The following is a 24025-nucleotide window of genomic DNA, read 5'->3' on the forward strand; positions in this document are numbered from 1 at the left end:
CCGCGCGGTTCGCCGCGCCCCCACCCCGGGGGGGGGCGGGGCGGTCGGACCCCCCCCCACCGGGCCCGCCGGCCCCCCCCTGGGGGGGGGGCCCGTCGTCGTTCCGCCGCTGGGCGGTGGTCGAGGAGGATTCCGGGGCCGCAGAATCCCCCTCCATCACCGCCCGCCGGCGCGGCGTACGACACGCACAGTGGCGGTGACCCACCTACAGTCGCGCTGACAGAAGTGTGGGTGCACCACCGCCCACCGGCGCGGCGTATGACGACACGCGCGAGCGGTGTTCGAGGAGGATTCCGGGGCCGCCAGATCCCCTGGACCACCGCCCACCGGCGCGGCGTACGACGACACGCGCGCGAGCGGTGTTCGAGGAGGATTCTGCGGCCGCTGAATCCCCCTCCATCACCGCTCGACAGGTCAGCCGTGGTGGGGAGGGACCTGGTCGCGGTACCAGTCGTCGCCCTTGCCCGAGCGGTCCTCGCGGGCGTCGGTGTCGTCGGAGGTCTGGTCGGGACCGCCCTCACCGAAGACCGCGGCCAGCCGCCGGCGGCGCTTCCACTCCGGCTCCTGACCGGAATCGGGGTTGGACGGAGGCGGCACGTCGCTCACGCACAGACTCCGAAGATCCGGTCCTCCGGCTTGGTGGTCGCCGGCGCACTGGGCGTCTCGCTGGGAGTCTCCGTCGGAGTCTCGGACGCGGTCTCGCTGGGCGTCTCGGACGGCGTCTCCGACGGAGTCTCGGACGGGGACTCGGAGGCGGTCCCGCTCGGCGACTCGCTGCCGGACGGGCTCGGCGACTCGCTCTCGGCCGCGGACGCCGGGGCCTCCGCGCTGGTCGAGTTGCCGGCGAGGAGCCTGCGCGGGATCTCCTTGTCCTCGTTGAGCAGCTGCCAGATCTGGTCGGCCTGCTCGGTCCAGTAGACCCGGCCCCAGAACTCCGAGTCGCGCGGGTAGTAGGCGGTCGGGAGGGTGACGAACTTGACCTTGTCGAGACCGATGGACCGCAGCTGCATGGCGATCTTGCCGATGCGCGTGACAGAGTCGAACTCGTCGTCGGTGGTGAGCGCGTTGGTCGCGGCGTCGAGGAACTTCACGACCTTGTCGAGACGGGTCAGCGTGCCGGCCGACTGCACCTCGCGCACCAGGGCGCCGATGAACTCCTGCTGGCGGCGGATCCGCGAGATGTCGTTCTGCTGGATCAGGTCGCCGACGTAGCGCGCCCGGACGTAGTCGAGCGCCTCGTCGCCGGTGAGCAGCGAGGGGTTGCCCTTGGGCACGAAGATCGCGTGCTTGCGGTCGACGATGTCTTCGGGGACGCAGACCGGGACGCCGCCGACGGCGTCGACCATCTTGCCGAAGCTCCCGAAGTCGATCACGACGAAGTGGTCGACCAGGATGTTGGTGTTCTCCTCGACCTGCGCCAGCGTGCAGACCGGACCGCCCAGGTCGTAGGCGGCGTTCCAGATCACGTCGGACGCGGCCGAGCCCTCGCAGCCCTCGTCGGGCCGGTTGACGATCGAGTCGCGCGGGATCGAGACGGCGTACGCCCGCGAGCGGTCCGCGGAGAGGTGCACGAGGATGGTGGTGTCGGAGCCGCCGCCGCCCTCGGCGTCGATGTCGCAGCCCTCGCAGTCGCGGGAGTCCGAGCCCATCACGAGGATGTTCAGCGGCTCACCGTTGCCGGTGTAGACCTTCTCCGGGCGGTCGTCACCGAGCGCGTCGAGGGAGACACCCTCGATGTTGCCGTTGAGGTGGCGCACGAAGTACACCATCCCGAGCCCGGTGACCAGGGCGAGCACGACGGCACTGATCAGGATGACCCTGCCGACGGTGTGCTTCCGCGCTGCCTTGCCCTTGCGTTTGGGCGCGCCAGTGGGAGCCTCCGGGCTCGAGTCGTCGGACACGGGCTCACCTAATGCTTCGCGAGAGTGGGAACTGACCGGATCTGAACCTACTCGACTCCGGCAAGTTTTCCTCAGCCGCGACGCGGGTCGCCTGCCTCCGGGTGCGGGTCGGGGACCGTCCTCGTGGCATCATGCTGCCGGCCGTGTGCGCACGGCTCCGCCCCAGTAGCTCAGTGGATAGAGCAGCCGCCTCCTAAGCGAAAGGTCGCAAGTTCGACTCTTGCCTGGGGCACGCTCAACAGGAGACAGATTACCCCCGTTGACGGGCCAAGTGTAGCCAACCAGTCAGCCAAGTGGCTGACACGGAAGGCCGCAGAGCACCTACCATCGGCTCAACGCACAACCGGGGGAAGACCATGAACAAGCTCGTCGCCGCACTCGCCGCGCTCCTGCTCGGCACCATCCTGTCCACGGCCGGCTGCGCCAATGCCGGCGAGCCGCACCGCGCTGCTGTCGGCACTGCCGTCCCGCGGATCTTCACCGCGGGCGACTCCATCACCGCCGGCGGCCCGCCCTGGGCTCCACAGGAGACGTCGTACCCGGAGGCGCTGGCCGCCGCGTGCGGCAACGAGTGCCAGGTGACGAACCTCGGCCACCCGGGCGCTTGCCTGCTGCTCGACGGCTGCTTCTACCCGACCCGGCTGCGTGAGTCGCTCCGCGAGCAGGCGTGGCCCGGGGCTCGCCCGGGCGACATCGCCGTCGTGATGATCGGCGCCAACGACCTCGGCGGGTTCAACACGACCGACGCCTACGTCGACCGGCTGCGCGACATCCGCCGCGACGGCCGCAAGGCCGGGGTGCGAGTCGTGTTCGGGACGATCACGCCGGCGCACGAGTTCTGGCCGCCGCGGTGCGAGGAGCAGCGGCAGGAGATCAACGCCTGGATCCGCCAGCAGCCCGGCTCGATCGACTTCGCGTCCGTGCTCGAGTCGAGCACCGGCGAGCTGCGCGCCCGGTACGACTCCGGCGACGGCCTGCACCCCAACAGCCGCGCCTACCGCGCCATGGGTCGCTACGCGTGGAAGGCGCTGGCCGCGTGACGCGCCTCGTGGCTGCTGCCGCCTTGGCGCTGCTGCTCGCCGGCTGCTCGAGCGACTCCGACCCGAAGCCCGACGACGCCGCGCAGGAGCCGAGCGCGAGCGCTCTGCCGACCGTCTCGGCGGCGACCACCTGCGGCCAGTTGTTCGACGGCGGCGCTGCGCCCGTCCCGGACGTGATCGACCTGATGAAGCAGCCCGAGACGATGCCGAGCGACGCTGAGGATGCTCGCGGCCTCGCGGACGACCTCGAGCCGATCGGCGCGCAGGCGAACGACGAGCTCGCCCCGCACGTCGCCGTGGTGGTCGACGAGCTTCGAGAGTTCGCCGACACGGTTGACGACCTCGGCTCGTACGACACGGGCGACCTGGTGACGTCGCTGACCGAGCTGAACAACGTCTGTGGCGGCACTCCGCGCTTCTAGACATGACGACAACGCCCCCCGCCGAAGCGGGGGGCGCGTTGTCGATGCCGCGGTGGGGGCTACTGGTTGCGGACCAGGATGGTGAAGGAGCGCTCGGCGGTCCGGCTCTGGTTGGTGGCGATGCGGCAGCCGATCACGTAGTCCTCGCCGTCGGTGCCGCCCTCGAGCCAGATCGTGGCCGTAGTCGTCGTGTTGGACGAGGCCGGGACGCTGCTCTGGGTGATGCCGGCGGGCACTGACCAGGTGACCGAGCTGATGGTCTCCCCCTGTGCGAGCCAGTCGGCCCAGCCGCGCTCGTAGTCGAGCTTGTCGGCGGGATCCTTGACGAACGAGTGCATGGCTTCTCCTGTGGCGATGCGGGATTCGGCGGGGATGGTGCCGCTTCGGGACTCGGCGGGGACGTTCGCAGTCCTGGCTTCGACGGGGCGCGCGCTCGTGCGGGCCTCTCCGGCCACTGAGCCGCGCCGCTCGGGCGGCGTACGGCCTGCGGGCTCGGCTGCGACGCCGCTGGCTGCGATGGTCGCCGTCGCGGACACGCTGGCCGCCCGGGAGACGCCGAGGTGCCCGTCTGCGAAGAGCTGGGCGGTGGCGCCGACGCTGGCGAGCGAGAGGCGCGCGACCTGGCCGGCGGCCGTCACGACGCCCGCCGCGGCGATGGAGGTGCCCGCGTTCGGTCCCGCGCCGGTCGATCCTGCGGCCGTCGTCGAGCCTGTGGCAGCGATCGTGGCGCCCGCGCTGCGAGCGACGACGCCGACGGCGTTCACGGTGGCCGTGGTGCCGATCGTGGCGGCAGCGCTCCCGCCGGCGACGACTGAGCCCGCGGCCGATATGGTTCCTGTGCTGGCGATCGACGAGCTGCTCGCGCGCGCGACGAGGCCGGTCGCGGCGATCGCACCCGCGCTGGCGACGGCAGCGTCTGTGGTGGTGCCGAGCTGGCCGGCCGCCGAGGTCGATCCGGTCGCCGAGATGGTGGACGTCGCAGACGAGCCGGAGACGACGGAGCCGGTGGAGGTCGTGCTCCCGGTCTCCGTGATCGTCGCGGTCGCAGAGAGGCCGACGACGCCGGCCGCGGCGATGGCGACGGTGGCGGCGACGGCCGCCGTGGCGACCTTGCCAACCGCGCCGCCAGCCGCAACGGAGGCTGTCGCCGCGGCCGTGCTGGTAGCGACCTTGCCCACTTCGCCGGCACCGGTGACCGAGGCCGTCGAGGCAGCGGTCGACGTGCCGTTGTAGTTGGTCGCGCCGGAGACGCCCAGGATCTCCACGCCAGCGAGCACCCACCGCTGGTTGCTGGGCGCGGTGAGGCCCTGGGTGATCGAGCCGGCCGCGCCAGTGTCGGCGCGGTACCCGCCGTAGACGGTGTGGTGGGTGGCGTTGGTGAAGTAGACGGTCTCGGTCTCGGCTGCGCCGTTGATGGTGCGCCAGGTGCGAGCGGTCGACCGGGCCTGCCAGTCGTTGACCTGGCAGACGACCGCCGAGTTGGCCGAGCAGGTCGCGGACGCAGACGGCGCGCTGTCGGCGCCGGTGCCGTTGGTGCCACTGAAGGCCACGCCGACGCCGCCGTGAGCGGTGTAGACGGTGGCCGACATGCCCCACCAGAGCGTGGTGTCGCTCGAGGGGCGGTTGAGTGTGACCGTGATGCCGGTCGCGGTGGCGCCCACTACTCCGGTCCAGCACCAGGCTGCCGAGGTGCTGGCGTTGCTGGCGGCCGGCACGCGGGCCTGCTGGGTCCAGGTGACCGATCCGCCCGACGCCGACGGCGTCACGGCCGTCTGGGAGCCGCCGTTCTCCAGAGAGGCGAGGACGATGATGATGTCGCCGGCGGTGACGTCGAACGATGTCGTCGTTCTCGATGTGGCGGTCGACGAGAAGTTGCCCGTCGATGGGGCGTTGTAGCTGACGCGTGTGGGCGGGGTCGCCACGGCTCACCCCTCCTTGTCGAGCAGGATCAGGCCGCGATCGGCGAAACCGAGATCGTGAGCGAGGTCAGGGTGAAGGTGTTCGTCGACACCCATGCCTGCGAGGATGACAGCGCGCCGGAGCCGTTGAACGTGCCGGCGCTCGACGCGGTCCACAGGCTGATGTGGGACAGGGTCTCGGAGGTGCCGCCGTTGGTCCACGGGCCGACCGAGGCGGACGCGGCCTTCGAGCCGGCGGAAGCGCTCGCCATCGTGGCCTGCTTGCGCGTGGTGTCGCCGGCGGCAGCGGCGGTCGCTCCGGCCGCGCCAGGGTCGGCGGTGTGGAGCTTGACCCAGCACGTCGCGGTGGCGAAGGTGCCGTCGAGCCATCCGTTGACGACGGAGGCGGCGAGTCCAACGGTCATGAGGGGTCCTCTCCTAGGAGTGCGCGCGCCTCTTCGGCGGTGCAGGTGATGGTGCTCTCCACCGGGACGGTCTCGAGCAGGTTGCCGTCGGCGTCGCGTACTTCGCCGATGGCCTGGATCTTGATCTCGAACATCTGGCCGGCCATGCGCGTCAGTCCTGGCGGGTGAAGGTGGCGGGCGTGTGGGTGGTGGCGGTGCCGAAGCCGAGGGAGCCGAGCAGGAGGCCGGCGAACTCGAGCCAGTCGCCTTCGGCTGCCTTGTAGGCGGCGAGCGCGAGGGCGGCGAGGGTGAGCACGGCGTAGGCGTACTTCCGGAACCGTGCGGGGATCGCTTCGAGCGGGTTCATCGGTCGTCCTTCGGGTAGAGGAGCCCGCGGCCGTCGGCCGCGTTGGTGAGGTAGTGCGCGAGGGGGAAGACCCAGGCGGCGAGGCCGGCGCCGGCTGCGAAGCCGAGCGCGAAGCCTTGCCGCCCGGTCATCAGGACCGCTGGTGGTAGCAGGTGACGTTGGTCCAGTTGCCGATGCTGGTCCAGCCGTTGGTGTTGAAGTTCTGCCAGCGGCCGTCGGTGTGGATGCACAGGACGTTGAAGCCGACGCCGTCGTAGATGGCGTCGACGTCGCCGCAGGTGGCGCGCTGGCCGCGTGCGAGGGACTGGAGGGCGCCGGTGGAGCAGCGGACGAAGAACGAGCCGGCGTAGCCCGAGTCGTCGGCGGCGTGGGCGACGATGCCGCCGGGCCAGCCGGCCTGCGCGGGCGTGGTGCCAGCGACGAGGCCGGTCAGGGCGAGCAGGAAGGCGGCGACGAGCGCCGCGAGACGGGAACGGATCATGGGGGGGTGCTCCTGGTGCTACGCGGCCTTGGGCCACACGACGCGGGCGCCGTGGGCGTTGTGGCCGTCGATGGTGAGGTTGAGCGTCCAGCGCTCGGTGACGACGACGCGGCGGCCCTGCGGGGCCCACGCCTTCGCCTTGTCGATCCCGGCGTCGGTGACCGTCTTCTCGCCGGGGACGATGGTCGGCCAGCCGTGCCGCGTGTTCGTGTCGGCCAGCCACGCGCCGGCCTCGTGCTCCTGGGCGCGCGCACGGAGCGCCTGCCGGCAGTCGGCCCGCCGGTCCTGCAGCTGCTCGCGTACGTCGTCGCTGGCGTCGTCGGGGAGCCGCGGCAGATGGGTGTTGAGGATCGCGGGCGCGTGGTTGCGGCCGAGCTGGATCACGGCCTCGGTGACCACCCGGTTCGGGGTGAACTTCGCGAGGCCCTTGCAGGCCGGCTCGAAGTGCGCGGAGAACAGGCGGAGGTGGAACGGGACGAGGATCGGCACGGCGGTGTGGTCGCCGATGATGTGGTGCGTCATCCGGACTCGCTGCCGGATCAGGTCCATCTCCTCCGGCGCGTCGGCCTCGTCGATCTCCTGCAGCGCGTAGACGGCACGGCGGCCGCCTCGCTCGAGCAGCGCGTCGAGGTTGCGGAGGAACTCGGGCACCTCGACGCCGCGGCCGAGGTTCGCCTGCACGACCCTCACCGCTGGCCCTCCTTGACGCGTGCGCAGAAGCCCGTCAGGCCGTGGAGGAAGCCGAGCAGGGTCAGGCGCCAGTAGCCGTTGTCGTCCGGCTCGATGTCGTCCGGCGTCTTGCCGGTGTAGGGGAAGCGGCTCCGGTCGACCTTCTCGGCGTCGCTGCAGCGCCACACGGTGACGCGCAGCACGCGGAGCAGCCTCGGGCCCACGGGGAGCGTCCAGTGCCTGTGCCCGGCGGTCACTGGCTCAGGCCCTTCAGCTTGTCGCGCAGCTTCTTCAGCCGGCCTCGGATGCTGCGCGCCTCCGCGCGGGCCCGCTCGAGGTCGGCCCGCTGCGCGGCGATCCGCGCCTCGAGCGCCGCCCGGTGCTGGTCGTTGCGGAGCGCCTGCACGGTGTAGCGGACGTTCCCGACCCACCCGGGGTCGAGGTCGGGGCCGTTGCCCTTCAGCCCGTCCCGGTGGTTGAGGTACGCCGTGGTCTGCGCGGCGGCCGTCGGCGCGAGGTCCGGGTGCCCGATCAGCACGGCGTGGATGTGCGCCGACCACAGGCCCGGGATCGCCGGCCGGAACCAGGCCGCGAAACCGACCGCGCGCAGCGCCCGAACCTTGTTCTCCCGGTCCCACGGCATCAGGTCGACGGTGCCGCCCTTGTCGTGGGTGCCGCCCGACGCCCGAACCTTGCCGGGGTTGTAGGAGCCCTGCACGATCGTCAGCGAGTAGCCGAGGATCTTCTCGGCCCGCTTCAGGGCGCCGTCGGTGAGCGCATCGACCTTCTTGCCGTCGCGGACGAGGATGGCGAGCGGATCCGTCACGCCGCGCTCCCGAGCAGGGCGTCGAGCTCGAGACCCGGCGTCGGGTTGTAGTCGTGCCCGCCGAGCACGTCGTAGCGTGCGGCACGGTCCGCGAGGGCCGCGACCTCGGCGGCGCTCAGCGCCACGGTGGCGCTGGTCGTGGTGATCCAGTTCATGGGTCGGCTCCTCAGGGGTAGATGCCGGTCGGCCGGTGCGGAGGGCACGGGCACAGAAGAGGGACGGACAGCTCGTCGTCGTCGACGGCCGCCGCGCTGCGCTCGGCGTGACAGCGGGTGTAGACGTGCTCCTCGTGGTCACACAGGCGGCACGAAGGCTGACGGGAGACGAGCGGCGCAGACATCGGCCGCCACGGCCTACTGCCCGTAGAGGGCTTGGGCGAGGACGAGGAGCAGCGCGATCGCCGCGACGATCGCCGACAGCACAGCCGGCCACGACGTCTTCGGCGGCTTGGCCGCCTCGATCGCCGCGAGGATCTCGGCGCGCGACTCCTTCGCCTCCTGCAGGCTGCGATCCACGCGATGGCTGAGCCCGTCGATCGCGGTCCGGGTCACGGCCTGCTCGATCTCCACGGCACGCACGCGCTCGTCGATCTTCAGGTCCGCCTTCAGCTCGTCACGGACCTGGCCGAGGGTCGGCTCACTCGGAGGGTTCATCGGCGAAGCCCACCCTTCTTCCGGTCGTTCAGGAGCAGCACGAGGGCGTCCTCCGTTTCCTTCGGGTCGGAGTCGAGCGCGAGGGTCGCGACGTTGCCCTCCGACTGGTAGTCGACGGCGAAGATCCGGAAGATCCCGACGCCGTCGTTCGTGGAGGCGTTGAAGGCATCCGGGTAGGCCTCGACGCCACGGACTCGGACGAGCTCGCCCGCCTCGATCTCCCACGGCATCACCAGCGCGCCTGTGATGAGGTCGCGGATCGGGCGGGCGATCGTGAGGGTGCCGCCGTTCTTCGGCACGTTGTGCGAGTTGAGGAACGCGTCTCCGGCGGCCTCCGCCTGTGCGAGGGTGCCGGCCTCGGAGCCGAGCGCGATCGTCTCCGTGCGCGTCAGCCCCTGCGTGTCGAGCACCTTGCACGCCTTGGTGCGGAGCGTCGTACGCGTCCGGCCCACCTCGTCGCGCCAGCTGACCCACACCTGGTTGAACACGCCTTGGGTCGACAGCGGGAACGAGCCGCCGTCGTCGAGCGTTGCCTCGTAGCGGACCGTCGTCGGCCACAGGTCCCAGGAGAACTGGTACTTCCCGTCGATGTTCCGCGCGGGCTTGGTGTACCAGCGGTACGCCGGCGCGAACGTCATCATGTCCTCGAGCACCTGCGCAGCCGTCGTGCCATCGGGGTACACCAGGTGGGTAATCGCGAAGCTGCTGCCCTGGCTGACGGTGGCGTTGGTGCCGTCGAACTCGGGCAGGACGCGGCCGAGCAGGTCTTCGACGATCTTGTGCGGGACCGCCTGCCCGCCGTACCCGGCGGTGATCTCCGCGCCCGTCTTGTCGAGCCTCAGCATCTCGACGACGGGGATGATGAACGCCCAGGTGACCGCGCCCGTGACGGTCGCCGCTCCGCCGCTCCAGAAGGTGCGGAGGTCGACCACGTTCCGGCCGTTCGCGAAGTTCGCGACGACGATCGCGGCGCGGCTGCCGCCTGCAGTGTTGAACGAGTCAGCCGTGCCCGTGTTGGACAGGCCCCAATTGCCGTCGTTGGAGTAGACGGCGTCGATGATCCAGCCGGGGGCTGTCACGCCGGCGCCCCAATTGTAGGTGACGTAGGCGAGCTTCATGCCGGCCTGCATCGCCCGGTCGTAGCGGGACGCGACGAGGCTGTTCGTGACGACCGCAGTGCCGTCCTGCCACGACGCCAGGAGTCCCTGCGTGCCGCCGGTGGCGCCCGGGAAGGTGCTGCCGTCGAAGTTGACGCCGGCGGCGGTAGCGTTGTCCACGGCAGTCAGCCGCCAGCCGTCGAGCGACTTGTCGACGTACACGAGCGGGCGCCGGATCTCCGACGGGTGCTGGGCGGGGCCGAACGCGACAGGGCTCCACTGCTCGCCGGTGTCGGTGCTGGCGGTCCTACCCGTGTCCCCCAACCGGGCCTGCGCGATGCAGGTGCCGTTGCGGCCATCGTGGACGTAGACCTTCGACAGCGGATCCAGCCCATTCAGGTCGGTGAGCGGACGAGACAGGTCGAAGGCGATCGACCGGACGCCGCCGATCGCCTCCTTGCGGAAGGACAGCGCCTTGACCTGGCGGGTGACCCGACGGTTCCCGACCGTGACGTCGAGCGGGACTGGCAGGCTCACGTCGACACCGGCCGGACGTGCAGATAGCGGGGCCAGTAGTAGATCGTGATGGCGTTCGTCTCGGTCTTGACGTGTGTCCGCAGGCCAGTCGAGTCGTAGGTCGACGACGTGAGGAAGAAGAGCCGTGACGTGTTGTTGGGCCGGACCTGCGGGATCCGGCCAGCGACCCGCAGCGGGCCGGCTTCGGTGGCGAAGGTGGTCGGGTTGCCGCCACCGATGATCGCCGACGCGCGGTCGGCGACGCCATCGAACACGTCGTCGTCGCCGGCGGCGGTCGACGTGGCGTACGACGTGGCTTCCAGCATCGCGGAGTCGGCCGGCACGAAGAACAGGCAGTCCCACTCGAGGTTGCCGGTGCCGCTTTCGCGCTGCGCCCAGATCCGGTACAGGTTGCTGCCCTTGACGCGGCCGGCGAAGTTCTCGGTGCCGTCGGTGCTGAAGCGGCCGACGCGGACCAGCTGGCGGGCCGTGGACAGCGGGACTGTGGTCGTGTCGTCGGGCGCGGACGCGGTCGAGGCACTGCAACCGACCTTGATGACCGACGTCGCGTCGGTGCGGCGTACGGCGGCGTAGATCACGAACGAACCGACCTGGCCGGTGATGCCGGTGTTGATGTCGCCGGAGAGGCGGGACGCCATCGTCGCGCCGCTGAACGTGGTCCGCACGTAGTTGTTGGTGCCGGTGCCCGACATGGCGGCGTCCGGGCCGCCGCCCGGGTTCGCGGTGTCGGTGCCAAGCGTCAGCGACTCGCACTGGATCCACGGCCGGATGTCGCTGAAGGCGTCGTGCCGGATCGCCATGAGCGTGGCGGCTCGATTCGCGGTCTGGTTCCAGAAGATCGCGTCGGCCGCGACGTCGCCGATGACGCCGGAGATGTCGACATAGCCCGGGTTCGAGCCCGCAGCCGGGTCGTTGTTCACCGTGAACGGGCCCAGCGTCTCCATGAGGCCGACCGCGTGCGACTCGGCGAGGACCTCGATCGTGAAGGTCCGCATCGCCGCCTGGGCGACGACGTCCTCGAGTCCGGAGGTGTCTGAGCGCATGGTGCGGAAGAAGACCGGCTTCGTCGCGCCGGCGGGCTGGTACTGGAGCCAGTTGCTGGCTCGGTCGAGCTCGCGCCACAGCTTCTGGATCTCCGTCGCCGCGGCGTCCTGCGTCGACTTGCGGCACTCGAGCTCGATCACCAGCGTGCGCGAGTCGTACGACGCCGAGCCCACGTAGACCCCGTCGCGCATCGCGTTCGACGACATCGAGCGACGTAGCCGCGGCGGGGTCGCGGTGACCTTCTTCACCCAGAAGGACGTCTCGTCGTTGAGGTCGAGGCGGACCGTCGGCGAACTCGCGACCGAGGCTACGAAGCGGATCACGTCGGCCACGACGTCACCACGCTCCCTGGATGTGAGCGACCTTGCCGGCGCTCTTCCCGCCGGTCAGCTCGAGCTTCAGCCCCTCGAGCTCCTTGCGGATCTTCTTCGCCTGCTTGTCCGGGACGTCGTCCTTCAGCGCCTGGATGAGCTTGCCGATGTGCTGCTCGAGCGCCGCTTCGATGCGGTCGCCGAGGACAGCCTGCGCGGTCTTGTCGCCGATCCGGCCGGCAGCGGCGGCGTTCGCGTCGAAGGACGCCGACGCGGCCGCCGCGGCCGCGGGATCGTTCCCCAGAGCGGTCGCCAGGCCGACGTTTCCGGACTGCATCAGCGCAGACAGGAAGTTCTTCGACACCGAGCCCCTGAGCCGCTCCCAGACGGCCTCGAGGCCAGCGAGGGCCGACCCGTTGCCGGTAAGCGAAGCCATCAGCTCGGCGATCCCTCCGCCGAAGTCGGTCTGGTTGATCGCCGAGGCCACGGTCTGCGACATCGAGGCCATCTCGTCGCGGATCGCGCCCAGGCTCTCCCGGATCTTGTCGCGCCCCGACTTCAGCACCTTGTCGACCTTCTTGCCGCCGGCGTCGAGCCCGTCCGCGATGGCCTCCATGACGCGCTGCGCCATCGGCTTGGCGGTCTGAGCCATGCGCGGCAGGTAGGAGTCCGGGGAGTCGTCTCCGTCGCTGCTGCGGGTGCCGCCGACCCCACCCTTACGGCCGACGTACCTGTAGGCGACCGTGACGGTGACCGTCTTGTTCGGGATCTTCTTGATCCCGGCCGCCATCGCCTCCGCCTTGTCGGCAGCCTTCCCCATCGCCTCGGCGGCGTCCTTCGCCCACCCGAAGCCGGGCACCTTGCCGAGCACGGACAGCATCGACGACCACATGTCGAGGATCGACGCGACGCCGGAGACGATGAACTTGAACGTCGGCTGCAGGGCGTTGTTCCACAGCCACACGCCCGCCTTGGCGAGCAGGTCGAAGCCCTTCTTCACCCCGTCGAGCGCCGTGGTCACGACCGAGCGAAAGGTCTCCGACTTCTTGTAGGCCACCACGAAGCCGACGCCGAGGGCCGTCAGCGCCGTGATGACGATGCCGATCGGGTTCGCGCGCAGCGCCGCGTTCAGCGACCAGGTCGCGCCAGTGGCGCCCGCCGTGCCCGCGGTCTGGATGGCCGTCGCGGCAGCGGCAGCCAGGGTCGCCACCTTGTATGCCGTGAGGCCGGACACCACGACCCCCAAGGCCGGGGCGATGGTCCCCAGGTTGTCCTTCACGCCGGTGAGCACCGCGACGAGCTTGCCGCCGGCGCCTTCGCCGTTCTCCATCTGGCGGACGAAGGCGAGGGTCTTCGTCGCACCCTGCTCGAGGACAGGGATCAGCTTCGCGCCGATCGACTCCTTGGTCTCGTCGTAGATCAGCCGCAGCCGAGCCATCTTGCCCTCAGCGGTGCCGGCAGCAGCTGCGGCCTGGCCGCCGTGGAGGTCGGCGAGCTCCTTCGTCACCTGGGCGAGCGACTTCTCCTCACCGGCGGCGTCCTTCGTCGCCACACCGAGACGCGACAGGCCGCCGAGGCTGCCGTTCTGGGCCTTCTGCAGGGCCTCGGTGACGGTCTTCAGGCTCTTCCCGGTGCCAGCGCTGACATCCATCGCCAGCGAGGTGAGCTTCTGGGCCTTGCCCACGTCCCCGGTCACCAGCGCCAGCCGGGCAAGCGCCGGCCGAAGCTCGTCGTCGGCGACACCCTTCGCGACGCCCTGCTTCGAGATCCAGTCCTCGACCGCGCCGATCTGTGTCTTGGTCGCACCCGTCGTGTTCTGCAACGTCCGCGCCAGAGCGGCCTGCGACTTCTCGTCCTCGACGGCGGCCTGCGCCATGCCGATCATCGCCTTGCCGGCCATGACCGCGCCCGCGCCGACGGCCGCCGCCCCGATCAGCGCCCACTTCTTCAGGCGCCCAGACGAACGGTCGGCGGAGTCGCCGACCTTGTCGAAGGTGTTCGAGGCGCGGTCACGGGCGAGGATGTCGAAGGCGATGGCGCTCACAGGTCGCTACCCCCTTCCGCTTCGGCCTTCAGGCGCGTCTCGACGTACTCACGGACGAGGTCGTACTCGTCGACCGTCAGGCGGTCGACGGCACGCGGGTGCAGGTTGAGCTGCAGGAACGGGATCAGGAGTCGCTGTCGCTCGAGCTCGTGCTCGCCGGCTCTTTTGGGGCGTCGAGGTCCGCGGCCTGCTCGCGGCGCAGCTCCTCGAGCGCGTTCAGCTCGTCGTCGCTCAGGTCGCCGGTTCGGGCCTCGAGCGCTTCGATCGCCTGCGCCCGCTCCTCGGCGGTCGCGTCGAGCTCGTAGTCGTCCTCGCAGAACTCGACCTGGTTGATCTTCAGGTCCGAGATCTCGCGCTTCAACAGCACGAACAGGAAAGCCCGGGTCACCGCGGTGTCCTCCATGAACAGCCGGCCCTTGACCTGGGCCCACGTCATCCCGGTCTCGCGCTCGATGACGATCCGCTCGGCGCTCATGAACCGGCCGAACGAGATGGTCCACACTCGGGGCTCGGCGCCCTCGGGCTTGTACGTGATCTTGGGCATCAGCCCTCTACCTTCCGTGCGATGTCGTCGAGGACCCGCTGAATCCCGCGGGCGACCTCCGGCTTGCTCTTCTCGAATGACTCGTCCAGAAAGCCGGGGTCGACACCCTCGGTTTGCTGCACCCAGGCGCCCCGGTTGCCGAAGACGGGGTGACGCAGGCGGCCCTCGTTCATTCGACGCAGGTCGTAGTCGCGGTGGCGTGCGCGGATCCGTACACCGGCGCTGCGACCCGACGCGGCCTGCGTGGTCAGCGAGACCCGGGCCATGACGAGCGCCGCCAGTCCGCCGCGCGAGGGCAGCGACGGGCCGATGCTGGCCTTCATGTCCTCCCGGACGCCCTTCGTGACCCGGTTCAGGCCAGCGTTGAGCTCGCGACGCAGGGCCTTCGCGTCCGCGTGCGTGCGGATGCGACGGACCAGGGCGTCGACGTCGTCGGCGCCCCGGACCTCAAAGTCGCCCACGATCAGACGGCGGTGTCGGTGCTCATGTAGGCCGCGGAGACGACGCCGTTGGTCTCGTCCAGCTTGGCCTTGAACGGGATCGAGCCCTTGATGACGTCGGGGCCGCCGACCTCGCCGATCCCGGAGCCGAACTTGACCTTCGGGCAGGTGATCCGCAGCGTCGGGAAGAACGTCGACGCGATCGCCGTCGGGCCCACCCACTCGACGACAGCCGAGGTTGCCGTGTTGCCGGTCCAGCGGTCGTGGAAGTCGGCCTTCGTGACGAAGTCGACGTCGAACGAGCCCGACACGTCGATGAAGTCGTTCCAGATCGGCTCGGACTTCGACCCGCTGTTGCCGCCGTAGAAACGGTCGGTCGCCTGCGGACGGGTCATCGAGATCGTGACACCACGCACGCCCTGCACCGCGGCCTCGGCGCCGAACGTGCCGAGCTTCACGGTCATCTCGCCGAAGTGGAACGGCGGGTTCGACGTCAGGTACGACGGGGCGGCGAGCGCCTGCGCCTCCGTGTACGTCTTCCCGTCGATCTCGATCGTCGCCTGCACGAGGCCGTCGAGCTGGCAGGACAGCTCCAGCTTGGTGATCTTCGACCCGGTCGCCGTCATCGGGTTCACGGTGCCGGCCGCGTTGGGCAGCCCGCCCTGCATGGTCAGCGACTTGCCGAAGTTGTCGCCGAGCGCGTGGGTCTGCAGGTAGGCCGCGGTCGCGCCCTGCTGCACAGGGGTGGCCGAGGAGCCGAGGAACTGCGCGAGGATCAGCCCGAAGCCCTTGCGGAGAACGTCGAACTGCGCGCCGCCGGTCGCCCAGCTGGTCGTGACCACGTCGTCGACAGGGGCGGAGCGGCCCGCGGCCACCCCCGACGCCTCCACGACGTTCTGGCCCTTCTGGACGTTGAAGTTCGACGCCGGGAACCAGCGCGTCGGGGCGACGTACGTGCCGTACGTCGACTCAGCGGAGAAACCCACAGAGGAGCCGAGTCCAGATCCGATCGCCATGCGTCAGCCCTCCTGGCCGTAGGTGTCGCGCAGCTGGTCGCGCGACATGTCCTTGATGTCGTCCTCGGTCGCCAGCTCGGCGGCGAGCACGTACTCGGCCCACGCCTCGCGAGAGGCATTGCCGGGCGGCTTCGTCGGCTCCTCGAGCGCCGCGAGGGCGGCCTCGTGCGCAGCCTTCGCCTCGTCGTCAGCCGGAGCCCAGTTCGGCTCCTGGCAGGTGTAGGCGTAGACGTCTTCGACCTCGATGTCAGCGCCCGGAAGTACCAGGCGACCATCGGTGATGCGTGCCTCTCCGGACACGTTCTTGACCTTCACGATGGGGCTCCTTCTCAGATTCGGGCGCGGTAGTGGATGCGGAAGACGATCAGGGCCGACGAGCCGCCGGCGCCCTGCGCCTGGGACAGCTGCGAGGACGTGCCGAAGCTCGTCCACAGGACCGTCGGGAGGTCCAGCGAGGGATTCGCCCGTAGAGCCGTCTCCAGTGCGTCTGTGATGGCGTACACGGCGTCTCGCGCGGCCTTCTGGCCCTCGCTCCCCGACTCGCCGACCCAGCCGAGCGCGACGCAGGTGATGTCGCCCTCCTCGTCGCGGGCGGTGTAGTTCGCGGCCGCCCACTCCTGCTTGACGTCGGCGGAGAACGCGGCCCCCTCGAGGTCCGGGTCCTCGACGCCGACCATGAGGAAGTTGCCCGGGTCGTCGGTGACCCCGATGCCGTCAGAGACGATGACGCCGGAGAGGTTGGCGTTGGCGAGGGACACCAGCGCGTCGATCACCTCGGGAATCGCGGAGGTTGCCATCGAACCTAGTTCCCGACCTGAACGTACGGCGCGACCAGTTCCGTCACCCGGAACGGCCAGGCGTGCGCCGCTCCCGGGATGGTGTTCGCGGCGCCTTCCGAGGCGCGGGAGCCGGGCCGCATAGTTGGTCCCCGCTGCGTCTCCCAGAAGTGGCGCACGAGCTCGGCCACGCCGAGCAGGAGATCCTTGGGAACTTCGACCCGGCCGGCCTGATAGACCACGACGTAGCGCCCGCGGGTGAATCGCTGGCCGTTGGCCCACTCGATCACACCCGCCGACTCGTCGATCTCCAGTCCGCTCAGCGAGTACGCGCTTCCGCCGACCGGGGTGACGCTGGTCAGAGCGATGACCGGGGTCGTGCGCAGCACCAGCCCTCTGCCACCGGAGCTGGCCACTCGTTCGGTCACTTCGACCGGCGTCAGCGGTCCGCACTTCTCCTTGATCGCACCTTCGGCGCGGTCGATGAAGTCCTGCAGTTCGCCGTCGTGCCCAGTGCCTGAGATGTTCAGGTGGGCCTTCGCCTTGGCCAGGTCGAGGACGGACACGGTCGGGTCAGACCTGCTCGGACTTCGGCCCGCTGTCCGACTTGGCCGGCGCGTCGGCGGACTTCTTGGCAGGCGTGGCAGCCTTCTTCGCCGCCGGCTTCTTGGCGGTGGTCTTCTTGGCGGCCGCCTTCTTCGCCGGACGGCTGCGCTCGCGGCGCTCACCGGGGGCGGCGGTGGCGGACTCCACCCGACCGCGGGACGGGATCGCCTCGGCGGGCTGGAAGTGGTGCTCCCGGCCCTTGACGACGGGGTCGTTCTCGTCGACCAGGCGGCCCGGGTTGTAGACCTCGAAGGTTCGCATGTCGGCGAATCCCTCGGTGACAGTGAGCAGAGCCATGGCTCAGGGTTCCTCTCTGATGAAGCGGGGTGCAGCGGGGTCGTGCCGGGGGACGCAGGGCGGGCCTCGCGGCCCGCCCTGCGCCGTGGTGCTCGATCAGGCCGCGGAGGGCACGTCGAGCAGGCGGAACGCGGCGTCGTTCACCGAGTCGGCGCCGACCCGGTACCAGGCGTGCCATCCGCGCTGACCCGACGGGCGGTTGTTGCCCGTGTGGAACAGCGTCTGGATGAACTCCACGCGGGTGCCGACACGGTCGGCGATCACGTAGTTCTGGAAGTTGCCGAACACGAGGGCGAAGTTGCTCACGGCGCCGGTGGTGGTGATGGTGCCGTCCATGGCCTCGGCCTCGAGGACGGGCTTGCCGAGCAGCGCCTCGGGGCGGTCGCCGTTGAGGTTGGCCCAGAAGCCGCCGCCACCGGCCGTGTCGAAGGCCCGGATCAGCGTGTAGATGCTGTTGTTCGCCAGCCACGACGCCCGGGCCCGGTGCTTGCCCGGCAGGGCGTTGTAGAGCGACCGCACGTCGGCGACCGCGAACGTGTCGTCCGCCGCCGCGTTGATCTCCGACGACGTGCCGGCGAGCGCGGTGACGATGCCCGTCGGCTGGCCGGAGCCGGTACCCAGGGTGAAGGCCACGGCCTCGAGGTCGTCCTTGCCCTCGGCGAGCAGCCGGCCGATCTCCTGCGTCACGTTCGCGGCGTCCTCGAACGCCTCGATCGAGATCGGCACGAAGCCCTGGGCCTTGTGGATCGGGATCGAGGGCTGGGCGAAGGTCGGAGCGTCGTCGCTGACCTCCGCGCCCTCCGCGTCCCACGACCACGACACGGCCGGAGCCGACACGCCGTTCCACACGTCACCCGTCGCGACGACCTGGCGGGCCGCCTTCCGGATGTCGTTGACCGACCCGTTCGACGTCACGATGACGCTCGGGTCGAGCTGGAAGGGCACGAGGTAGCCGCCGGCGGCGTCGGTGAGCGACATCGCGCGCTGCTCGTCCGCGGTCATCGTGTGACCCTTGCCGGCGGCGAGCTTCGACCAGCCGCGCAGGTAGGCCGGGCTCGAGGTGGTGAGCACCTGCCGGGCGAACGCGGCGGGGTTGTCGGCCCGCTCGAGCATCGACTGAGCCGCCTGGCGGATCTCGTCACTGGTGCCCTGCATGCGCTCGATCGCGCAGGTGGCGCGCGCCTGCAGCTCGGTGGCGAGCTCCTCCTCGGAGCGGCCGAAGGTCCGCACCTCGGTGAGGTCCCACGGGTTGCGGAAGCGGGCGTCCTCGATCGAGTCGGGCTCGAGGACGGCGTCCCGGTCGTAGTCGCCACGACCGCCGGCAGCGCCGCCGACCGTGCGGGTGTCATCGCGACGCGTGCCGCTGCCGCCCTGGACGCCGGTCGCCATGGAGCGGATCTCGGCCAGGTCCGCAGCGCGCTCGAGCTGGCGCCGGTGGAGGTCGAGGGCCTTGTAGGTGTCGCGCAGGTCGGCGAACTCCTGGTCCTGCTCCGGCGTGGTGTCGGTCAGGTCGGCGAAGCGCTCGAGCTCCGCGCTGATCTCGTCCATGCGGGCGAGGGTCTGCGAGTGCGTGAGCGCCGTCGGGCTCTCGAGCTCCATGACGAAGCCGGCGTAGCGGGCCTTGTTGCGGGCCATGATCTCGTCGACCTTCGCGGCGATGTCCGCCGGGACGATGGACGAGGTGGTGACGCGGGGGCGCGCCGAGGCGTAGACGGCCAGGCCGACCAGCACCAGGGCGAGCACGAGGAGAAGCAGCGAGGTCATCGCTTGTTCCTTTCGTGGATTCGGGTCTGGTTCGCACGCACGAGCTCGAGGTCTGCCTCTCGCTGCGCGCGGCGTGCTGCCGACTCGTGCTCCTCGGCCGCGCTGCGCGCGGTGATCGGCGGCGTGTCGTTCGACGGGTCGGAGTGCTCCTCGGCCTCGGGGGTGAGGGGCGGCTCTTCACTGTCAGCCCGGTCCGCCATCAGGACGGCCTGGGCGAGCTTGGTGCGCTCCTCGGGGTCTCCGAGGTTCGCGAGGTCGATCACGACGGTGGTGGGCTCACCGGAGCGCACGCCCACCGAGGTGTCGACGTAGGCCGGCCACACGACGGGGCCGAGCTCAGGGACGCGGAGCTCCTGCAGAGTGCGGCGCAGCAGCTCCTCGTCGGGAACATCCTCGAGCCACGAGCGGCGCAGCAGCTGCCGCAGCTCCTCCTCGTCACGGATGACCTTCCCCGTGTGGTCGCGCCACTGCTCGCGGACCACCGAGAAGCGGAACGACATCCCGTCGATGGTCCCCGAAGCGATCGCGTCTCGAACCGGCTGGATCAGCCAGTTGTCGTGCAGCCGGGCGAGGACGTGCGCGCCACCCTCGGGGGCGAGCACGGGGTCGACCTCCTCGCGGGGGTAACCCTTCTCGAGCTTCGCGATCGGAATGGAGCCGATCATCATGTGCCGGCCGTGGTCGAACTGGACGCGCGGCGGGTTCTCCCGGAACGACTTCTTCATCGCGCCCGGGGCGATGTCCTCCTTGAAGCGGCCCTCCCAGGAGTCGATGATCGTCTCCCGATTGAAGACGGCGGCGTAGCCGTCGAGGGTGAGACCGTCGCCGGCCTCACCGTCGTCCTCGGCACGCAGCGTGAACGGCGCCTCGCGGCACAGGTCAGCCAGCGGCGGGCGTGCTGCCCGCTGGATCGCTTCGGTGGTCATGTCGTCACCTCTCCTGCCGGTGTCGGTTCGTTGGCGCCCGGCCGCTGCAGCTGGACGGAGAACAGGCCGGTGTGCTCGAGGACGCGGAAGTCATCGGCGGTCATGAGGAACTTCGCCGCCGACTCGGGCGTGTACCCGGCCTGGACGAGCGACGCGAGGGTGGCCGCCCGGATCTGCGTGATCGCGGCCGCGTCCTTCTCGTCCTCACGAAGGAACGGGATGTCGTCAGCGTCGTACCAGAGCCGAGCGCCGGCCTGCGTGGGCATGATCTGCCCGAGCGCGCCCGCGGCCGACATCCACAGCGGGTGCATGGTGCCGTCGGCGAACCGCCGGCGGGCGAAGGGGTACTCCGCGTACTTCGCCTCCGTCAGGCCCAGCAGCACCGGCGGCACCTGGGCTGCGGCGGCGATGCGCGTCTCGCCGGCACCCTGAACGGCCGCGAAGTCGAGCTGCTCCATGTTCGACCCGACGACCGTCGCGTCCGCACCCGGGTACAGATTCAGGGTCTTGCCGGCGTTGTCGATGCCACCGTGCTCCGCCTCGAGCCGCTTGGCGAAGTCCAGCACCTTGTTTCGGTCCGCGCCGACCGGGTGCTTGATGATCATGTTCGGCGTCGCGCCGTTCTCGAAGAAGCGGCGCTTGTGCATGTTCATCAGCCCGTCGTTCTCGATCTCGCGGGCGACTGGCGTCAGCCAGGACATGCCCCGGAAGGTCGCGAGCGGGTCGGGGATCGGGGCGAAGTGGGCGACCTCGTCGAGGAGCAGCGGGACCGGGTCGTTGCCCGAATGCTTGCCGCCTTCGGTGTAGACGTAGCCGACGCGCTCCCAGCCGAGTTGCCCGTCGACGCGCATCCGCTTGCGCACGACGATCTCGATCCAGTCAGGGCGCAGCCGCAGGACGTTCTTCGACCTGTCGTCGCCACCGAGCCTGGTCAGCGGCGTGTCGAGCACCTGATAGGCGTTGCCGGCGAGGTCGGCGTCCTGGATCATCCGCGACAGCAGGTTCTGGGTCGTCTCGCCCGCGCCCGGGACCTCGAGCAGGGTCAGGTCCGGGGTGCCGAACATGTCCGACGGCTTCCCGTCGCGCAGCCGCTGGTAGCGCAGCCGCACCGACGAGAACACCAGCTGTCGAATCGCCATGCACGAGAACAGGACCGAGTTTCCGTACATGCCGCCCGACGCGTGCCCGGCGTACGACGTCGGCAGAGACTCCGCGCTGATGTGCGGCATGCTGCTGTTCACGCTCGGCTGGAAGCCGTACTGGCTGACCGCGGCGATGTAGTCGTTGATCGACACCACGCTGCGCTCGCTCGAGGACGGCGCGGCAGTCATCCGCCGCAGAAGGCTAGTCAAGGTCAACCACCAGGCCGGCGACGATCGCCACGATCCCGCCGACGAGCAACGTCACACCGGCACCTGCCCCCGGGTGCACGAGATCGGCCACCAGGTAGAGACCGGCGAGGGCCGCGACGAAGCCGACCAGCACCGCGACGACCGGGACGGCGCTCACGGGGATCCGCTTGAGTCGGGTCATGTCCACGCCTCCCAGGGGTCGAGGTCCAGACCGGCAGCCCACAGGGCAGCGATCCCGGCTTCCAACATGTCGATGTCGCCCGACGACGCCTTGCGTCCCGGGACTCGTCGGCCGTCTCCCACGGACCGCCACTTCGCTGCGACCACGGCCGCGTCGAGGTCGTCGGTGCTCTGATGCGTGACGCGCTTGTCCTTCGTCCGCTGGACCAGGTCGGAGGTCGTCTCGACGAAGTGCGCGAGGGTCATCACCTGCACGGCGACACCGGCCTCGATCAGCGCCGGCAGCAGGCCAGCGTCGGGGCACTTCTCGTCGAGCGCGACTGCGCACTCGCGTTCCTCCTGGATCCGCTTCGCCTCCGACACCATGTAGCTGCGCGAGTAGACGCGGCGCTCGACGGCGCCGAGGTTCACGCGGCCGTCCTCCCACACGCGAGCGGAGCAGATCGAGCCGAACTCCTCGCCGAGCGAGACAGCGAGCCCGATCGCGGTGACCTCGTCCGGCATCTCGTCGGTCTGGCACGAGGGCCACTTCGGGAAGATCAGCTTGTGGTCGGCATTGTCATACTGGCCGGCGCCCTCGCGGCAGAAGGATGCGGAGCCGAGCTTCTTTCGCATCCGCAAGATCGCCTCCCGCGGCGTGTCCTCGGGGAACGACGGGTTCGCCTTCGCGATCTGCTTCCAGTCGGCTTCGCTCAGCGGAGCAGGCAGCGGCGTGAACTCGTGGTCCTCGTCGGCCCCGAACTCCACCCAGCCCGTGTCGTCGTCCTCGCCGGACAGCGCCTCCTCGCGCATCCGCATCCAGACCTCGGACGGGTCGGCCGGCTTCGGCGGCGTACCCATGAACAGCAGCAGCGCCGACTCCGGCTGGCGCGACTGGTTCGTCGCCGGGATCATGTCGTCGAGTGCCGCGTCCGTCAGAATCTGCGCCTCGTCGAAGATCAGCACGTCGACCTCGTCGAAGCCGCGACCGAAGCCCTTAGCTCGAGCGCCGAAGAGGATCCGAGATCCGTTCCGGAAGGCGATCTCCTCTTCGCCCGAGCCCAGCACGATCTTCTCGACGTACGGCGCCACGCGGCGCCGGCCAGCGAAGGCCTGCATCTTGCCGAAGGTCTCCTCGGCCGTCCGCACCCGGTGCGCCGTCCAGATCACTGTGAGCTTCGGACGGAGCAGGCACAGCGCGAAGACGATGGCGCCGACCAGGAACGTCTTGCCCACTTGGCGCGGGATCGACAGGCCGGTGCCGCCGATGGTGGACGCGTACTTCCCGTCGGCCCGCTTCGCCAGGATGATCTTGCCGATCGGCTTCTGCCACCACCGGAAGCGGACACCCAGGTCCGCAGCCTTCGACTCGACCGCCGGCCAGCCGGTCGACACCGCGCCCTTCGGCGCGACAACGTGCCGAGCGACCTCAGAGAGCTTCGGAGTCGAATGCCTCGTCGGACTCGCCGGTCGCTTCGCCACTGCCGGCCTCCTCCTCGGCCGCCGCGGCGGCCTCAGCCTCGAGGGCCGCGATCTCCTTCGACAGCAGCGCGATCTGCCGATGCATCGCAGCCAGCGCTGGGCCGCTAGCACCCTTCAGGTCCGCGACCATCTGCCGGCGCTGCGCCTTCAGGATGTCGAGGTAGACGCCCGACTCGATCGCCTCGAGCAGCGTCTGCACCTTCGGCGGGTCAGGCTCCGGCGGCGGCTCGTCCGGAGGTACGGCCCGAAGGTTGGTCTTCGTCGCCTTGCCCGCCATGCCGCCACCCCCGCGCCGCGCGTCAGAAAAAAGCTCGTAGATAGGCCACGCGCGACTGCTGGGGTCGTTCGCGTCGCCGTGGTCGTGGTTGACCCCACCCCCCTTGTTCAGAGGACTTCGCGTCGCAGGCGTGGGGGTCGGTGGCGTCTGCGTCCGCCGTCGGCTTCGTTGCACCATTGGTGGGCGGGTCCGAGGATGACGGTGCCGGTGTCGTCGTGTGCGACGTGCGCCTTGTCGGTGGGGGCGATGTCGCGGGTTGGGTGCATGCAGATGTCCTGCACGCACCAGAGCCACTTGCCTGCCTTCTGGTCTCGGACCAGCTGGCGGTAGGCGGCGCGGTACTCAGGCGTCCGGTGCTGCGGCCCGGCCATCGTCGGTGTCGTCCTCGATGGTGACGGTGGGTGGCTCGGTGGTGGTGGGCATGTCTGCCCAGCTGATGATGCTGCCGTCGGTGTGCTGGATGAGTCCTCGGCCTACGTCGAGGTAGCGGACGCTGCAGCCCTGCGCGAGGCAGGCGAGCCAGGTGCAGGTGGGGTTGGTGTCGGGGCAGTGTGGGGTGAGGGGCTGGCTGCAGCTGGTGCAGCGCACGGTGCCTCGGGCCATCGGACTACCTCCTGACATGCAGGACGCCCGGACCTCCTCGAGGTCTCGGGCGCTGTCAGGGGACGCTTCCGCCACGTCCACTAGCGACA

33 protein-coding genes and 1 tRNA gene are annotated in these 24025 nt (G+C 70.2%); 4 read left to right on the forward strand and 30 right to left on the reverse strand.

Annotated features, from left to right (window positions below; all coding sequences use genetic code 11):
- Window positions 1-414 precede the first annotated feature (414 nt).
- Both ACE3QY_RS19355 and ACE3QY_RS19360 read right to left on the reverse strand, forming a co-directional pair.
- The gene (locus ACE3QY_RS19355) at window positions 415-606 is read right to left on the reverse strand and encodes a hypothetical protein (RefSeq protein WP_374457691.1); all 192 of its coding nucleotides are present in this window, start codon (window positions 604-606) and stop codon (window positions 415-417) included.
- Entirely contained in the window at window positions 603-1901 is a 1299-nt protein-coding gene (locus tag ACE3QY_RS19360; protein ID WP_374457692.1) for an LCP family protein, read from the reverse strand. Before ACE3QY_RS19360 ends, ACE3QY_RS19355 begins: the two co-directional genes overlap by 4 nt.
- Before the next feature lie 159 nt (window positions 1902-2060).
- Here ACE3QY_RS19360 and ACE3QY_RS19365 point away from each other — a divergent pair.
- The 3 genes from ACE3QY_RS19365 to ACE3QY_RS19375 all read left to right on the forward strand — a co-directional run bounded on the left by ACE3QY_RS19365 (window position 2061) and on the right by ACE3QY_RS19375 (window position 3363).
- A tRNA-Arg gene (locus tag ACE3QY_RS19365) sits at window positions 2061-2133 on the forward strand.
- A gap of 124 nt (window positions 2134-2257) precedes the next feature.
- Window positions 2258-2941, forward strand: coding sequence for an SGNH/GDSL hydrolase family protein (locus ACE3QY_RS19370; protein ID WP_374457693.1), 684 nt, complete (start codon window positions 2258-2260; stop codon window positions 2939-2941).
- Window positions 2938-3363, forward strand: coding sequence for a hypothetical protein (locus ACE3QY_RS19375; RefSeq protein ID WP_374457694.1), 426 nt, complete (start codon window positions 2938-2940; stop codon window positions 3361-3363). Before ACE3QY_RS19370 ends, ACE3QY_RS19375 begins: the two co-directional genes overlap by 4 nt.
- 59 nt (window positions 3364-3422) lie before the next feature.
- Here ACE3QY_RS19375 and ACE3QY_RS19380 read toward each other — a convergent pair whose 3' ends face one another.
- Complete coding sequence (locus ACE3QY_RS19380; protein ID WP_374457695.1) at window positions 3423-4952, reverse strand: hypothetical protein; 1530 nt, start codon at window positions 4950-4952, stop codon at window positions 3423-3425.
- On the opposite strand from ACE3QY_RS19380, the gene ACE3QY_RS19385 reads away from it, so the two are divergent.
- Window positions 4951-5259: a hypothetical protein gene (locus tag ACE3QY_RS19385; protein ID WP_374457696.1), complete on the forward strand. Its 309-nt coding sequence runs from the start codon at window positions 4951-4953 to the stop codon at window positions 5257-5259. The genes ACE3QY_RS19380 and ACE3QY_RS19385 overlap by 2 nt on opposite strands.
- A gap of 52 nt (window positions 5260-5311) precedes the next feature.
- Here the strand turns inward: ACE3QY_RS19385 and ACE3QY_RS19390 are convergent, their stop codons facing one another.
- From ACE3QY_RS19390 to ACE3QY_RS19520, 27 genes are all read right to left on the reverse strand, one after another.
- Window positions 5312-5686, reverse strand: coding sequence for a hypothetical protein (locus ACE3QY_RS19390; RefSeq protein ID WP_374457697.1), 375 nt, complete (start codon window positions 5684-5686; stop codon window positions 5312-5314).
- Complete coding sequence (locus tag ACE3QY_RS19395) at window positions 5683-5832, reverse strand: hypothetical protein (RefSeq protein ID WP_374457698.1); 150 nt, start codon at window positions 5830-5832, stop codon at window positions 5683-5685. The genes ACE3QY_RS19390 and ACE3QY_RS19395 overlap by 4 nt, the downstream gene beginning before the upstream one ends.
- Window positions 5833-5837: 5 nt before the next feature.
- Window positions 5838-6032, reverse strand: a complete 195-nt coding sequence (locus ACE3QY_RS19400; protein ID WP_374457699.1) for a hypothetical protein — start codon at window positions 6030-6032, stop codon at window positions 5838-5840.
- Entirely contained in the window at window positions 6029-6163 is a 135-nt protein-coding gene (locus ACE3QY_RS19405; protein WP_374457700.1) for a hypothetical protein, read from the reverse strand. The genes ACE3QY_RS19400 and ACE3QY_RS19405 overlap by 4 nt, the downstream gene beginning before the upstream one ends.
- Window positions 6163-6513, reverse strand: a complete 351-nt coding sequence (locus ACE3QY_RS19410; protein WP_374457701.1) for a hypothetical protein — start codon at window positions 6511-6513, stop codon at window positions 6163-6165. The genes ACE3QY_RS19405 and ACE3QY_RS19410 overlap by 1 nt, the downstream gene beginning before the upstream one ends.
- A gap of 18 nt (window positions 6514-6531) precedes the next feature.
- Window positions 6532-7203, reverse strand: a complete 672-nt coding sequence (locus ACE3QY_RS19415) for a hypothetical protein (RefSeq protein WP_374457702.1) — start codon at window positions 7201-7203, stop codon at window positions 6532-6534.
- The gene (locus tag ACE3QY_RS19420; RefSeq protein ID WP_374457703.1) at window positions 7200-7385 is read right to left on the reverse strand and encodes a hypothetical protein; all 186 of its coding nucleotides are present in this window, start codon (window positions 7383-7385) and stop codon (window positions 7200-7202) included. The genes ACE3QY_RS19415 and ACE3QY_RS19420 overlap by 4 nt, the downstream gene beginning before the upstream one ends.
- A 50-nt stretch (window positions 7386-7435) precedes the next feature.
- On the reverse strand, window positions 7436-8008 hold the full coding sequence (locus ACE3QY_RS19425) for a hypothetical protein (RefSeq protein ID WP_374457704.1): 573 nt from the start codon (window positions 8006-8008) through the stop codon (window positions 7436-7438).
- Window positions 8005-8163, reverse strand: a complete 159-nt coding sequence (locus ACE3QY_RS19430) for a hypothetical protein (protein ID WP_374457705.1) — start codon at window positions 8161-8163, stop codon at window positions 8005-8007. Before ACE3QY_RS19430 ends, ACE3QY_RS19425 begins: the two co-directional genes overlap by 4 nt.
- 198 nt (window positions 8164-8361) lie before the next feature.
- On the reverse strand, window positions 8362-8661 hold the full coding sequence (locus tag ACE3QY_RS19435; protein ID WP_374457706.1) for a hypothetical protein: 300 nt from the start codon (window positions 8659-8661) through the stop codon (window positions 8362-8364).
- Window positions 8658-10295 carry a hypothetical protein gene (locus tag ACE3QY_RS19440; RefSeq protein WP_374457707.1) on the reverse strand — a complete coding sequence of 546 codons (1638 nt, stop codon included), beginning with the start codon at window positions 10293-10295 and terminating at the stop codon, window positions 8658-8660. Before ACE3QY_RS19440 ends, ACE3QY_RS19435 begins: the two co-directional genes overlap by 4 nt.
- Entirely contained in the window at window positions 10292-11671 is a 1380-nt protein-coding gene (locus ACE3QY_RS19445) for a hypothetical protein (protein WP_374457708.1), read from the reverse strand. The genes ACE3QY_RS19440 and ACE3QY_RS19445 overlap by 4 nt, the downstream gene beginning before the upstream one ends.
- 4 nt (window positions 11672-11675) lie before the next feature.
- Entirely contained in the window at window positions 11676-13694 is a 2019-nt protein-coding gene (locus ACE3QY_RS19450; protein ID WP_374457709.1) for a hypothetical protein, read from the reverse strand.
- Between the two features lie 124 nt (window positions 13695-13818).
- Complete coding sequence (locus ACE3QY_RS19455; protein ID WP_374457710.1) at window positions 13819-14238, reverse strand: hypothetical protein; 420 nt, start codon at window positions 14236-14238, stop codon at window positions 13819-13821.
- Window positions 14238-14699 (reverse strand): hypothetical protein, encoded by a 462-nt coding sequence (locus ACE3QY_RS19460; RefSeq protein WP_374457711.1) that lies wholly within the window; start codon window positions 14697-14699, stop codon window positions 14238-14240. The genes ACE3QY_RS19455 and ACE3QY_RS19460 overlap by 1 nt, the downstream gene beginning before the upstream one ends.
- Before the next feature lie 2 nt (window positions 14700-14701).
- Window positions 14702-15664, reverse strand: a complete 963-nt coding sequence (locus tag ACE3QY_RS19465) for a phage tail tube protein (protein ID WP_374457712.1) — start codon at window positions 15662-15664, stop codon at window positions 14702-14704.
- A 33-nt stretch (window positions 15665-15697) separates the two neighbouring features.
- A complete protein-coding gene (locus ACE3QY_RS19470; RefSeq protein WP_374457713.1) occupies window positions 15698-16009 on the reverse strand; it encodes a hypothetical protein in 312 nt (103 codons plus the stop codon).
- 14 nt (window positions 16010-16023) lie between these two features.
- A complete protein-coding gene (locus ACE3QY_RS19475; protein ID WP_374457714.1) occupies window positions 16024-16491 on the reverse strand; it encodes a hypothetical protein in 468 nt (155 codons plus the stop codon).
- A gap of 5 nt (window positions 16492-16496) precedes the next feature.
- The gene (locus tag ACE3QY_RS19480) at window positions 16497-17036 is read right to left on the reverse strand and encodes a phage head-tail connector protein (protein ID WP_374457715.1); all 540 of its coding nucleotides are present in this window, start codon (window positions 17034-17036) and stop codon (window positions 16497-16499) included.
- Window positions 17037-17043: 7 nt separating this feature from the next.
- Window positions 17044-17373, reverse strand: a complete 330-nt coding sequence (locus ACE3QY_RS19485) for a hypothetical protein (protein ID WP_374457716.1) — start codon at window positions 17371-17373, stop codon at window positions 17044-17046.
- Between the two features lie 96 nt (window positions 17374-17469).
- A complete protein-coding gene (locus tag ACE3QY_RS19490) occupies window positions 17470-19137 on the reverse strand; it encodes a phage major capsid protein (protein WP_374457717.1) in 1668 nt (555 codons plus the stop codon).
- Window positions 19134-20063: an HK97 family phage prohead protease gene (locus tag ACE3QY_RS19495; RefSeq protein ID WP_374457718.1), complete on the reverse strand. Its 930-nt coding sequence runs from the start codon at window positions 20061-20063 to the stop codon at window positions 19134-19136. The genes ACE3QY_RS19490 and ACE3QY_RS19495 overlap by 4 nt, the downstream gene beginning before the upstream one ends.
- Window positions 20060-21394, reverse strand: a complete 1335-nt coding sequence (locus ACE3QY_RS19500; protein WP_374457719.1) for a phage portal protein — start codon at window positions 21392-21394, stop codon at window positions 20060-20062. Before ACE3QY_RS19500 ends, ACE3QY_RS19495 begins: the two co-directional genes overlap by 4 nt.
- Before the next feature lie 13 nt (window positions 21395-21407).
- A complete protein-coding gene (locus tag ACE3QY_RS19505; RefSeq protein ID WP_374457720.1) occupies window positions 21408-21596 on the reverse strand; it encodes a hypothetical protein in 189 nt (62 codons plus the stop codon).
- Entirely contained in the window at window positions 21593-22969 is a 1377-nt protein-coding gene (locus tag ACE3QY_RS19510) for a hypothetical protein (protein ID WP_374457721.1), read from the reverse strand. Before ACE3QY_RS19510 ends, ACE3QY_RS19505 begins: the two co-directional genes overlap by 4 nt.
- 34 nt (window positions 22970-23003) lie before the next feature.
- On the reverse strand, window positions 23004-23333 hold the full coding sequence (locus ACE3QY_RS19515; RefSeq protein ID WP_374457722.1) for a hypothetical protein: 330 nt from the start codon (window positions 23331-23333) through the stop codon (window positions 23004-23006).
- A gap of 342 nt (window positions 23334-23675) precedes the next feature.
- Window positions 23676-23936: a hypothetical protein gene (locus tag ACE3QY_RS19520; protein ID WP_374457723.1), complete on the reverse strand. Its 261-nt coding sequence runs from the start codon at window positions 23934-23936 to the stop codon at window positions 23676-23678.
- Window positions 23937-24025 lie beyond the last annotated feature (89 nt).

It is taken from the genome of Nocardioides sp. (assembly GCF_041913365.1).
Taxonomy (GTDB): Bacteria; Actinomycetota; Actinomycetes; order Propionibacteriales; family Nocardioidaceae; genus Nocardioides.

Bases quoted from the DNA above. Each gene is read 5' to 3' on its own strand.
- ACE3QY_RS19370 (WP_374457693.1), top strand. From the start codon at position 2,258: ATGAACAAGCTCGTCGCCGCACTCGCCGCGCTCCTGCTCGGCACCATC.
- ACE3QY_RS19385 (WP_374457696.1), top strand. From the start codon at position 4,951: ATGCCCCACCAGAGCGTGGTGTCGCTCGAGGGGCGGTTGAGTGTGACC.
- ACE3QY_RS19380 (WP_374457695.1), bottom strand. From the start codon at position 4,952: ATGTCGGCCACCGTCTACACCGCTCACGGCGGCGTCGGCGTGGCCTTC.
- ACE3QY_RS19390 (WP_374457697.1), bottom strand. From the start codon at position 5,686: ATGACCGTTGGACTCGCCGCCTCCGTCGTCAACGGATGGCTCGACGGC.
- ACE3QY_RS19395 (WP_374457698.1), bottom strand. From the start codon at position 5,832: ATGGCCGGCCAGATGTTCGAGATCAAGATCCAGGCCATCGGCGAAGTA.
- ACE3QY_RS19400 (WP_374457699.1), bottom strand. From the start codon at position 6,032: ATGAACCCGCTCGAAGCGATCCCCGCACGGTTCCGGAAGTACGCCTAC.
- ACE3QY_RS19405 (WP_374457700.1), bottom strand. From the start codon at position 6,163: ATGACCGGGCGGCAAGGCTTCGCGCTCGGCTTCGCAGCCGGCGCCGGC.
- ACE3QY_RS19410 (WP_374457701.1), bottom strand. From the start codon at position 6,513: ATGATCCGTTCCCGTCTCGCGGCGCTCGTCGCCGCCTTCCTGCTCGCC.
- ACE3QY_RS19430 (WP_374457705.1), bottom strand. From the start codon at position 8,163: ATGAACTGGATCACCACGACCAGCGCCACCGTGGCGCTGAGCGCCGCC.
- ACE3QY_RS19435 (WP_374457706.1), bottom strand. From the start codon at position 8,661: ATGAACCCTCCGAGTGAGCCGACCCTCGGCCAGGTCCGTGACGAGCTG.
- ACE3QY_RS19455 (WP_374457710.1), bottom strand. From the start codon at position 14,238: ATGCCCAAGATCACGTACAAGCCCGAGGGCGCCGAGCCCCGAGTGTGG.
- ACE3QY_RS19475 (WP_374457714.1), bottom strand. From the start codon at position 16,491: ATGGCAACCTCCGCGATTCCCGAGGTGATCGACGCGCTGGTGTCCCTC.
- ACE3QY_RS19485 (WP_374457716.1), bottom strand. From the start codon at position 17,373: ATGGCTCTGCTCACTGTCACCGAGGGATTCGCCGACATGCGAACCTTC.
- ACE3QY_RS19490 (WP_374457717.1), bottom strand. From the start codon at position 19,137: ATGACCTCGCTGCTTCTCCTCGTGCTCGCCCTGGTGCTGGTCGGCCTG.
- ACE3QY_RS19495 (WP_374457718.1), bottom strand. From the start codon at position 20,063: ATGACCACCGAAGCGATCCAGCGGGCAGCACGCCCGCCGCTGGCTGAC.
- ACE3QY_RS19500 (WP_374457719.1), bottom strand. From the start codon at position 21,394: ATGACTGCCGCGCCGTCCTCGAGCGAGCGCAGCGTGGTGTCGATCAAC.
- ACE3QY_RS19505 (WP_374457720.1), bottom strand. From the start codon at position 21,596: ATGACCCGACTCAAGCGGATCCCCGTGAGCGCCGTCCCGGTCGTCGCG.
- ACE3QY_RS19515 (WP_374457722.1), bottom strand. From the start codon at position 23,333: ATGGCGGGCAAGGCGACGAAGACCAACCTTCGGGCCGTACCTCCGGAC.
- ACE3QY_RS19520 (WP_374457723.1), bottom strand. From the start codon at position 23,936: ATGGCCCGAGGCACCGTGCGCTGCACCAGCTGCAGCCAGCCCCTCACC.